General features: G+C 68.1%; 11 protein-coding genes. 3 read left to right on the forward strand and 8 right to left on the reverse strand.

Annotated elements, in window-relative coordinates; all coding sequences use genetic code 11:
- The first annotated feature begins 44 nt into the window (after positions 1-44).
- Complete coding sequence (pknB, locus tag ACFVXA_RS15655; protein ID WP_384023284.1) at positions 45-2,027, forward strand: Stk1 family PASTA domain-containing Ser/Thr kinase; 1,983 nt, start codon at positions 45-47, stop codon at positions 2,025-2,027.
- Positions 2,028-2,140: 113 nt separating this feature from the next.
- Here the strand turns inward: pknB and ACFVXA_RS15660 are convergent, their stop codons facing one another.
- From ACFVXA_RS15660 to ACFVXA_RS15685, 6 genes are all read right to left on the reverse strand, one after another.
- Positions 2,141-2,899 carry a class E sortase gene (locus ACFVXA_RS15660; protein ID WP_389465875.1) on the reverse strand — a complete coding sequence of 253 codons (759 nt, stop codon included), beginning with the start codon at positions 2,897-2,899 and terminating at the stop codon, positions 2,141-2,143.
- 92 nt (positions 2,900-2,991) lie between these two features.
- Positions 2,992-4,425: a class E sortase gene (locus ACFVXA_RS15665; RefSeq protein WP_390025390.1), complete on the reverse strand. Its 1,434-nt coding sequence runs from the start codon at positions 4,423-4,425 to the stop codon at positions 2,992-2,994.
- A 122-nt stretch (positions 4,426-4,547) separates the two neighbouring features.
- On the reverse strand, positions 4,548-5,186 hold the full coding sequence (locus ACFVXA_RS15670; protein ID WP_362023638.1) for an aminodeoxychorismate/anthranilate synthase component II: 639 nt from the start codon (positions 5,184-5,186) through the stop codon (positions 4,548-4,550).
- Entirely contained in the window at positions 5,183-5,392 is a 210-nt protein-coding gene (locus ACFVXA_RS15675) for a hypothetical protein (protein WP_362023709.1), read from the reverse strand. The genes ACFVXA_RS15670 and ACFVXA_RS15675 overlap by 4 nt, the downstream gene beginning before the upstream one ends.
- Positions 5,393-5,417: 25 nt before the next feature.
- Positions 5,418-6,122, reverse strand: a complete 705-nt coding sequence (locus tag ACFVXA_RS15680) for a class E sortase (RefSeq protein ID WP_383903024.1) — start codon at positions 6,120-6,122, stop codon at positions 5,418-5,420.
- 33 nt (positions 6,123-6,155) lie between these two features.
- The gene (locus ACFVXA_RS15685; protein ID WP_390025276.1) at positions 6,156-6,935 is read right to left on the reverse strand and encodes a DUF881 domain-containing protein; all 780 of its coding nucleotides are present in this window, start codon (positions 6,933-6,935) and stop codon (positions 6,156-6,158) included.
- Positions 6,936-7,077: 142 nt separating this feature from the next.
- Between ACFVXA_RS15685 and crgA the strand changes: the two genes are divergently transcribed.
- Positions 7,078-7,332: a cell division protein CrgA gene (crgA, locus tag ACFVXA_RS15690; RefSeq protein WP_362023630.1), complete on the forward strand. Its 255-nt coding sequence runs from the start codon at positions 7,078-7,080 to the stop codon at positions 7,330-7,332.
- 336 nt (positions 7,333-7,668) lie between these two features.
- Here the strand turns inward: crgA and ACFVXA_RS15695 are convergent, their stop codons facing one another.
- Together ACFVXA_RS15695 and ACFVXA_RS15700 are read right to left on the reverse strand one after the other, a co-directional pair.
- Positions 7,669-8,577, reverse strand: coding sequence for a rhomboid family intramembrane serine protease (locus ACFVXA_RS15695; protein ID WP_383747024.1), 909 nt, complete (start codon positions 8,575-8,577; stop codon positions 7,669-7,671).
- A 203-nt stretch (positions 8,578-8,780) separates the two neighbouring features.
- Positions 8,781-9,314, reverse strand: a complete 534-nt coding sequence (locus ACFVXA_RS15700; protein WP_362023624.1) for a peptidylprolyl isomerase — start codon at positions 9,312-9,314, stop codon at positions 8,781-8,783.
- 391 nt (positions 9,315-9,705) lie between these two features.
- On the opposite strand from ACFVXA_RS15700, the gene ACFVXA_RS15705 reads away from it, so the two are divergent.
- Entirely contained in the window at positions 9,706-10,404 is a 699-nt protein-coding gene (locus tag ACFVXA_RS15705) for a DUF5324 family protein (RefSeq protein WP_362023621.1), read from the forward strand.
- Positions 10,405-10,503 lie beyond the last annotated feature (99 nt).

Here is a 10,503-nt window from a genome sequence, read left to right on the forward strand (position 1 = left end):
ACAAGGGTGCGGTCGGGACCGACGGAGAGGGCTGGTAGGTAGCTATGGAAGAGCCGCGTCGCCTCGGCGGCCGGTACGAGCTGGGCCAGGTGCTCGGCCGTGGTGGCATGGCGGAGGTCTACCTCGCGCATGACACCCGGCTCGGCCGCACCGTGGCGGTGAAGACGCTGCGAGCAGACCTCGCACGCGACCCGTCGTTCCAGGCCCGGTTCCGCCGGGAGGCCCAGTCGGCCGCCTCGCTCAACCATCCCGCGATCGTCGCCGTGTACGACACGGGTGAGGACTACATCGACGGGACCTCCATTCCGTACATCGTGATGGAGTACGTCGACGGGTCCACGCTGCGCGAGCTGCTGCACTCGGGCCGCAAGCTGCTGCCCGAACGTGCCATGGAGATGACCATCGGCATCCTCCAGGCGCTCGAGTACTCCCACAGAAACGGCATCGTCCACCGCGACATCAAGCCGGCGAACGTCATGCTGACGCGCAACGGCCAGGTCAAGGTGATGGACTTCGGCATCGCCCGCGCCATGGGCGACGCCGGTATGACGATGACGCAGACCGCCGCGGTCATCGGGACGGCCCAGTACCTCTCGCCGGAGCAGGCGAAGGGCGAGCAGGTCGACGCCCGCTCGGACCTCTATTCGACCGGTTGCCTGCTGTACGAGCTGTTGACGGTCCGCCCGCCGTTCATCGGCGACTCCCCGGTGGCCGTCGCGTACCAGCACGTACGGGAGGAAGCGCAGCCCCCGTCCGTCTTCGATCCCGAGATCACGCCCGAGATGGACGCGATCGTCCTGAAGGCGCTGGTCAAGGACCCGGACTACCGGTACCAGTCCGCCGACGAGATGCGCGCCGACATCGAGGCCTGCCTCGACGGCCAGCCCGTCGCGGCGACCGCCGCCATGGGCTCGGTCGGCTACGGCGGGTACCCCGACGACCAGCCGACGACGGCCCTGCGGTCCGGCGACGCGCAGGCCACGTCCATGCTGCCCCCGATGAACCCGGACGACGGCGGCTACGGCTACGACGACCGCCCCGACCGCCGCCGCCAGAAGAAGAACAACACCTCCACGATCCTGCTGGTCGTGGCCGGCGTGCTGGTCCTCGTCGGCGCGATCCTGATCGGCAAGTGGGCATTCGGCGGCGGAGGCACGAGCAACGACTCCCTCGAGGCCCCGAACTTCGTCAGCCAGACGCTGAAGGACGCCCAGAAGATGGCGACCAACAGCGAGGTGAAACTGTCGTCCACGGAGAAGCCCTGCGAGAAGGAGCCCAAGGGCAACATCTGCTCGCAGGACCCGGCCGCGGGTACGACGGTGAAGAAGGGCGACACGATCAACGTGGTCGTGTCCACGGGAGCGCCGAAGGTGGCGGTGCCGAACGTTCTCGACAAGACCGCGGACGAGGCCACGCAGATCCTCGAGGCCGACAAGTACCAGTTCAAGGTCAAGACGAAGTACCAGGAGTCGACGGGGACACCGAACATCGTCCTGGAGCAGGACCCGGGGCTCGGCGACGAGGTGCAGAAGGGGTCGGTGATCAACCTCACCGTCTCCAAGAAGAAGAAGCAGTCCGTCGTCCCGGACGTCACCGGCAAGTCCTGCGACCAGGCGACCCAGCAGATGACGCAGAACAACCTCGTCGGTGAGTGCACCGACGTCGAGACCAACGACCCCAACCTGGTCGGCAAGGTCATCCAGACGGTCCCGGCGGCCAACGCACAGGCCGACCCCGGCTCCAAGGTGTCGATCCAGATCGGCAAGGCCGCCCAGCAGAACCAGGTGACCGTCCCGACCCTGACGAATCAGACGCTCAAGGACGCGAAGAAGGCCATCGAGGACGCGGGCCTACAGGTCGGCAACATCACCGGCTCTCAGGACGACAACGCCATCGTGTTCGTCCAGGACCCGCAGCCCGGCAGCCAGGTCGCCGAGGGCACCCCGATCAATCTGACCGCGGCGGGCGGGAACAACGGCGGCAACAACAACGGCGGTACGAACATCTTCGGTGGCGCCACCGGCTAGGCACCGCTGAGCAAGCCTGAACACGACTGTGCCCCGCCCGGGATTCCTCCAGGCGGGGCACGGTCCGTTCGGTTCACCGCTCGCTCAGCGAAGCTCCTGGCCTGGCAAGGCCTCTAGCGAAGCTCCTTCGGCGGCGTCCGGTCGCTGTTCACCTTGTCCACGCGTTCCAGTTCGCCCCAGACGACGTAGCGGTAGCGGGAGGTGTAGACGGGGGTGCAGGTCGTCAGGGTGATGTAGTGGCCGGGCTTCGTCTTGCCGGACTGCTTGGGGACCTGCTGGAGGACCTTGACGTTGTACTTCGAGGTCTCCGGGAGGATGTCGTAGACCTTGTAGACGTACCACTTGTCCTTGGTCTCGAAGACGATCGGGTCGCCCTTTTTGATCTTGTCGATGTTGTGGAACTTGGCGCCGTGGCCGTCGCGGTGGGCGGCGAGGGCGAAGTTGCCGTTCTTGCCGGTCATCGGCAGGGACGCCTTGACGGGGTCCGTGTAATAGCCGGCGACACCGTCGTTGAGGACGGTGGTCGACGTGCCCTTCTCGACGAGCACCTCGCCGTTCTTCATCGCCGGGACGTGCAGGAATCCGATACCCGCCTTGGTGTCCAGGGCACCCGGACCGCCCTTGTCCTGCGCCCATTTGTCGCGGACCTTGTCGCCCTGCTTGTTGGCCTCGCGGTCCGCGACGACATTCGTCCACCACAGGGAGTAGACGACGAACAGGCCGAGCACCAGACCCGCGGTGATGAGGAGTTCACCGAGGCCGCTGACCGCCATCGCGATGCGGCCGGAGCCGCGGCGGCGCCGTGCGGGCGCGTCGGTGTCGACGTCGGCTGCGGATTCGGCGCGCTCGTCGTGGTCGGTCCTCGCTGCCACTGTGCATCTGCCCCGTCTGGTCTGTCTCAGGTTGTCTCACGGGCACCCGCGCGCGTGCTCGTGCGTGCTCTCACGCGTGCTCGTGCGTGCTCTCAGTTGACGAGCGCGTCCGGCTTGCCCTTGCTGCGCGGCCGGTCCTCGACCATCTTGCCCCAGACGATCATCCGGTACTTGCTGGTGAATTCCGGCGTGCAAGTGGTCAGTGTGATGTAGCGGCCCGGCTTGGTGAAAGTCGAACCCTTGGGTATCGGGTCCAGCACGCTCGTATTGCTCGGCTGCGTCACCGGCAGGATCGAGGTCATCTCGTAGACGTAGTAGTCGTCCTGCGTCTCCACCACGATCTGGTCACCCGGCTGGAGCCGGTTGATGTACCGGAACGGCTCCCCGTGCGTATTGCGGTGCCCCGCGAGCCCGAAGTTGCCCGTCTTGGCGTCCGGCATCGCGGTCTTCGTCGCACCCTCGCCGTAGTGGCCCACCATCCCGCGGTCGAGCACCTTCGTCTTGCTCGTGCCCTCCGCGATCGGCGCGACCACGTCCAGCTTGGGGATGTGCAGGATGGCGAACCCCTGCCCGGGCGCGAAGGTCCCCGGATTCCGCTTGCCGTTCGCCCAGTCCTGCTGAAGGTGGTGCGCGGCGCTGCCCGCCTGCTGATGCGCCCGCACGTTCGACCACCACAACTGGTAGGTCACGAAGAGCAGCATCAGCACGCCGGTCGTGATGAAGACCTCGCCGATCACCCGGCTCGCGATGACGCCGGCGCTGGGCTTGCGCGCCCGCGCCGCCCGCCGGGCCTCCATCCGGCTGAGAGGCGCCTGGGAGGCCTCCTCCGCCGCCTCCCGGGGATCCTGGGCCTCCTGGGGCTTCAGGGGCTCCAGGGGCTCCTGAGCGCCTCCACGCCGCCCGTGACGCCGGGACGCCTTCCGTCGCGCCGCGCGGCCCCCTGGGACCGGTACGGCCGCGCCGGTGGCCCTCTTCGCTATTCGGGGCGCGTCCGGGAGACGCAGCGCCACCGTCTCGTCGTCCAAGGGCCGGAGCGCGGCGACGGATTCCTCGTACGGCGCGGTGACCGGTTCCTCGTACGGCAGGGAGTACGTCTCTTCGTACGGCGGCGGAGACGCCTGCTGCGGCTGCGTGGGCTGCCGCGCCTCGCGCGGCGGCTGCTGCACCGGCTGCGGTTGCCGGACCGTCTGCGGCTGCGGCTGCGGTCGCCCAACCGGCTGTTCCTGTGACCGCGGAACCGGCTGGGGCTGCGGAACCGGCTGCGGCTGGGGCTGGGAAACCGGCTGGGGCTGCGGCTGGGAAACCGGCTGGGGCTGCTGCAATGGCGAAGGCTGCTGCGCCGCCCCCTGCCCCGCGTACCAGTCGCGCGCGTACCCCTCCGGGTCGTACCACTCCTCCTGCTGACCGGTCGGCCGCTGCCCGGGCAGCGGATCCGTCAGCGGGTCCGCGAGCCGCTCGACCGCCGCCTCGAATGCGCCCGGATTACCCAGCGCACCGGCGTTACCCAGGCCACCCGCATCCCCCAGGCCACCGGCGCCGCCCAGGACACCGGCGTCACCCAAGGCACCCGCGCCCTCAAACGCGTCAGCGCCCCCGTACGCGGCCTCGCCGCCGTAGGGGGAGCTGTCGCGCTCGGGGCGCAGCGCGGTCACGCCGTGGCCCTGCCCACCACCGGGGCGAGCCCCGCCGACCTCGCCACGGCCACCTTGTCGCCGCACTCCATCAGCCAGTTGGCAAGCATCCGGTGGCCGTGTTCGGTCAGCACCGACTCGGGGTGAAACTGCACGCCCTCGACGGGCAGTTCACGGTGGCGCAGCCCCATGATGATCCCGTCGTGGGTCCGGGCCGTGACCTCCAGCTCGTCCGGCACGGTCTCGGGCTCGGCCGCCAGCGAGTGGTAGCGCGTGGCGGTGAAGGGCGAGGGCAGCCCCTCGAAGACGCCCTTGCCCTGGTGCTCCACGAGCGAGGTCTTGCCGTGCAGCAGCTCGGGCGCGCGGTCCACCACCCCGCCGTACGCCACCTGCATCGACTGCATGCCGAGGCAGACGCCGAAGACGGGGACGCCGGTCGCGGCGCAGTGCCGGACCATGTCGACGCAGACCCCGGCTTGTTCGGGAGTCCCTGGGCCCGGGGAGAGGAGCACGCCGTCGAAGCCGTCCTGGGCGTGCGCGGTCGACACCTCGTCGTTGCGCAGCACCTCGCACTCGGCGCCCAACTGGTACAGGTACTGGACCAGGTTGAAGACGAAGCTGTCGTAGTTGTCCACGACGAGGATGCGCGCGCTCACTGGTTGTCCACCGTCACGTCGTTGAAGGGAAGCAGCGGTTCGGCCCAGGGGAAGACGTACTGGAAGAGCACGTAGACCACCGCGAGGACCAGTACGAGTGAGATCAGCGCCCTCACCCATACGCTCCCCGGCAGATGCCGCCAGATCCAGCCGTACATGCCGTCCCTTCCGTCGCACCACGGCACCGGAGCCACTTCACACACCATCGGACTCATGCCGTACTGCACCAGACTAACGGCGTAGAGCCTCCGGTTTCCCGGCCTCCACAGGCTGCGTGGAATCCAGGTGTGCCCAGACGATCAGCCGGTGGCTGTGTCCCCACTCCGGGTCGCAGGTGGTCAGCGTGAGATAGCGCCCCGGACGCGTGTACCCGGACGTACGTGGCACAGGGTCGATCACCTCAATGTCCGAGGGCACGGTTTTGTAGGGGCCTTTGTCGATCCGATACGTGAACCACGTCGTCCCGTTCGTCAGCACCACCGCGTCGCCCCGGCGCAGCTTCGGAAAGTCCTTGAACGGATCCCCGTACGTGCGCCGGTGGCCGGCGACCGCGAAGTTCCCCGTCTGCCCGAGCTGGGCCGTGCCCCGGTAGTGGCCGAGCCCCTTCTTCAGGACGTCCGTGGCGGTGCCTTCGAGCACGGGCTTGTTCCACGTGAAACCAAGCCGCGGGATGTACATCACCGCGAAGGGCTTGCCGTACGCGTAGGGTCCGGGCGCCTTCGGGCTCTCGGTGCCGGCCGGGGCACCCGGGGAAGGCGGCTTCGGATCCTGGGCCACCGCGCCCTTCGACCACTGCTTCTGGAGTACGTCGATCTGGTGGTTCATCGCGCTGTCGGCCTTCACGCCCGTCCAGAACAGCACGTAGACCACGAAGAGCACGATCAGGGCGCCGACGGTGATGCACAGTTCGCTGATCGTCCTGACGACCACACGCACCGACACAGGTCCCCCCAGCGGTAGCGGCTCCAGCTACTCCACAGGCTTCGCGTAGTGGAGATCCACTGTGCCCGAGTAGCCGGGAAGAGTCACCGTCCCCTCCTCCTCGACTTTCCAGCCGAGCCCGTAGACGTTGACGTACACCATGTAGTTCTGGATCGCCGGAGAGGCGGCGAGCGCCTTCTGGAGCTTCTGCGGGTCACCGACAGCAGTGATCTTGTACGGGGGCGAGTAGACGCGGCCCTGGAGGATCAGGGTGTTGCCGACGCAGCGCACGGCGCTGGTGGAGATCAGCCGCTGGTCCATCACCTTGATGCCCTGGGCGCCGCCCTGCCACAGGGCGTTCACCACGGCCTGGAGGTCCTGCTGGTGGATGACCAGGTAGTCGGGCTGCGGCTCGGGGTAGCCGGGCAGCTTGGCCGTCGCGTTCGGCGGCGCGTCGTTGAGGGTGACCGTGACGGCCTCGCCCTTGAGCTTCTGAGTACCGGCGTTCTTCTCCAGTGCGGCGAGCCTGTCGGCCTCGGCCTTCGTGCCGCCGTTCTCCCGCCCGGCCAGGCCGTCGACGTCGTCACGCAGGGCGCCGTTGGACTCGTCCAGCGACGCGTTCTTGTGGCTGCGCTCCTGGATCAGGTCGGAAAGCTTCAGCAAGGACGTGTCCGTGCGGATATTGGTGCCCTTGGCCGTATTGAAGCTCGTGAAGAAAATGAGGCCGGCGAGAGCGAAGACGGCCGCGGTGAGCACGCGTACGGGCCGGAAACGGCGCGTACCGGCAGGACTCGAACCCGTCCCTGGGGAGTCGGCAGAATTGCTCAACGTACCCTTATCTCCTTCGGCGCCGCGGAAGCACTACGCTAACGGACGCCCGGGGGAGCACTCAGTGTCCCCTTGTACGCTGCCCCGGAGCCCGCCCCAGTTCCCTGCGCGGCCACGCAGCGCATCGACAGGAGAGACCCTCGTGCCGAAGTCACGTATCCGCAAGAAGGCCGACTACACGCCGCCCCCGGCGAAGCAGGCGACCAATATCAAGCTGACCAACCGCGGCTGGGTCGCACCGGTCATGCTGGCCATGTTCCTCATCGGTCTCGCCTGGATCGTCGTCTTCTACGTGACGGACGGCACCCTTCCGATCGACGCCCTCGACAACTGGAACATCGTGGTCGGCTTCGGTTTCATCGCGGCGGGGTTCGGCGTCTCCACGCAGTGGAAGTAGCGCCGGCGGGGGCGTCCGCGACGCCCCCGTCAGTAGCTCTGCCCACGGCTATCCACTGAGTTATCCACAGCGGTTGTCCACAGGTGGAAAAGAAAGACGATCTGTGGATAACTCATCTGCGGTTGACGCCGGTGTGACTGACCTACCGGGATCCGCAAACGTGTTCGCCCCCTGTCCGACCTGGGAAAACCCGGGTCAGCGACAGGGGGCACAGCTGTTCCCACACAGCGTGCACAAGATCCGCCACTATCTGTGGACAACCTCGGTCCCCAGGCGAGTCCGAGCCACCTTCTCAGGTGAGCCCGGGCCCATCCCCGGATGAGCTCGGACAGCCCCTCAGGTGAGCTGAGCGGTCCTGACCAGCGTCGTGACCACCACAGCGGCCAGGACCAGTGCGCACACCCCGTACTGGATGAGGGTCCGCCGCTCCCGCGGTGCGTGGACCATCGCGTAACCGACGATCACGCCGCCGATGAGGCCGCCGATGTGCGCCTGCCAGGCGATGTTGAATCCCGGGCCGAAGGTGAACAGCAGGTTGATCACCAGCAGGGCGATGACCGGGCGCATGTCGTAGTTGAGTCGGCGCATGAGAATGGCGGTGGCGCCGAAGAGGCCGAAGATCGCGCCGGAGGCGCCGAGCGAGGGCTGGTTCGGTGCGGCGAGGAGATAGCTGAGGGCGCTGCCCGCGAGGCCCGAGACGAAGTAGAGGGCGAGATAGCGGGCGCGGCCGAGGGCTGCCTCCAGCGGGCCGCCGATCCACCACAGGCTGAGCATGTTGAACAGGATGTGGATATAGCTGCCGTGCAGGAACATCGAGGTCAGCATCCGGTACCACTGGCCTTCGGCGACGCCCTGGAGGTGGCCGGAGAGCCACGCGCGCCCGAAGAGATCGAAGTGGTCGGTGAAGGTGTCGCCCACCGCTTGCTGGACCAGGAAGAGGGCGAGGTTGAGGCCGATCAGGATTTTCGTGACGAGCCGGGGGTCGGCCGTGACGGTGCCGCCCGCAAGGGTGCGGGGCTGGGAAGCCGCCGGTGAGTGGCCGGTGCCGGAGCCGCTGCGGACACAGTCGGGGCACTGGAAGCCGACGGAGGCGCTGACCATGCACTCGGGGCAGATCGGGCGCTCGCAGCGGGTGCAGCGAATGGCGGTCTCGCGGTCCGGGTGCCGGTAGCAGCTCGGCAGACTCTGGGCGCCCTGCGGTCCCTGATCCCGCGGGCCCTGCGGGCTGCCTGGCGGCTGGTCCATGGGGTCCCCTCACTCTCCGTACGACGGCTCGCGCGCGGGCACACCGGGTCTGGGTGCGCAACGGACCGCCCCGTCCATCCTTACGGATGAACGGGGCGTTTGGTTCCCTGCGGAGCCCATGGACTCGGCGGTGCGAGCCCGGTGCTCAAAGCCCTGCGGACCAAGCCCTGCGGACCAAGCCCTGCGGACCAGGTCCTGCGGGCTCAGCCCTCGCGGGTCTCGATGACGACCGACTCGATGACGACGTCCTTGACCGGACGGTCGGTGCGCGGGTTGGTCTGGGTGCTCGCGATGGAATCCACGACCTTCTGGCTGGCCGCGTCGGTGACCTCGCCGAAGATGGTGTGCTTGCGGGTCAGCCAGGCCGTCGGGGAGACGGTGACGAAGAACTGCGAGCCGTTGGTGCCCGGGCCCGCGTTGGCCATGGCCAGCAGGTAGGGCTTGTCGAAGGCGAGGTCCGGGTGGAACTCGTCCTCGAACTGGTAACCGGGACCGCCGGTGCCGTTGCCCAGGGGGTCGCCGCCCTGGATCATGAATCCGCTGATCACCCGGTGGAAGACCGTGCCGTCGTAGAGCTTGTCCGTGGACTTCGCGCCCGTCTCCGGGTTGATCCACTCACGCTCGCCCTTGGCGAGCTCGACGAAGTTCCGGACCGTCTTGGGCGCGTGGTTCGGCAGAAGCCGGACTTCGATGTCGCCGTGGTTGGTCTTCAGGGTGGCGTAAAGCTGCTCAGCCACGATCTGCCTTCCGTTGCCTTCTTTTGACCCCCCGATCCTCGCACGGACACGGCCGCACGTCGCCCGGCCACCACCTCTGAGCGAATATCCGTGCCTCGTGCTTACAGAAATCCGCTCGAGTCCCCCCGGGACAGGGGCGCGTCACGCCGATCCGTGGCATTGTCGACGACAAGCTCCTGTTGCCCGTAATAAACCGCTATTGCACTTGATCGACACCTGACCAACTCCTGTTGCGACGTCACCCGGAGTCAGTACCCGTGACCCGGATGCCCGCTCTCACATGCCCCGGACCTCGTGGGCGGGCATGATCCGCTCAAGGGTGGAAAGGTGAATTGTGTGTCATTGGGGGTACCCGCACCCCCGACGTACGCCACCGAGGAGGAGGAAACCCGTGACCCGCATCGACAGCGTGCGCGCCGCGACCGGATCGGCGAAGGACAGCGTGCTGCACGCCGCGGAAGTGGTGGCGCCTTACGCCGACACGGCCAAGGACAAGGCTTCGTACTACGCGCAGGAAGCACGCGTACGACTCGCGCCGAAGGTGTCGCAGGCCGCCGGACAGGCCCGCGTGCAGTACGACGCCCACCTCGCGCCGCGCCTTGAGCAGGCCCGCACTCATGTACCGCCGAAGGTCGACCAGGCCGCCCACGAGACCGTCGTCCGCACCCGCAAGGCGGCCCGTCAGGCCGCCGACTACTCCAAGCCGAAGATCGAGCAGGCCGTGGCCGCGGCCCAGCCCGTTCGGGACGAGGCCGCAGCCCGCGGAGTGGCAGCGCTGGCCGCGCTGCGCGGCCAGATCTCGCCCAAGGAAGTCCAGAAGCTGGTCCGTAAGCACGAGCGGCGGGCGAAGGCCGGCCGACTCGTGAAGGGGCTGGCCGTGCTGGGGATCCTGGCGGGTGGCGCCTTCGCCGCCTGGAAGTGGTGGGACAAGCAGGCCAACCCCGACTGGCTGGTCGAGCCGCCCGCCGCCACCGAGGTACCGGAGGCCGGCCGTCTGACGTCGGTCGACGGCACCGGCCAGGACCTGGATCCCGAGGTCCAGGCCAAGGAGGCCGAGGAGCAGGAGGCGGAGCGCGACGACCGCCGCTGAGTCCGAACTCAACATCGCCGTGGGGGGGGGGGGGGGGAAGAATCCTGGCCCCCCCCGGCGAGGTGTTTGTGGGAAAAGGCGGGGGGCGGCGGGCGCAAC

It is taken from the genome of Streptomyces sp. NPDC058246, from assembly GCF_042881985.1.
Classification (GTDB): Bacteria; Actinomycetota; Actinomycetes; order Streptomycetales; family Streptomycetaceae; genus Streptomyces.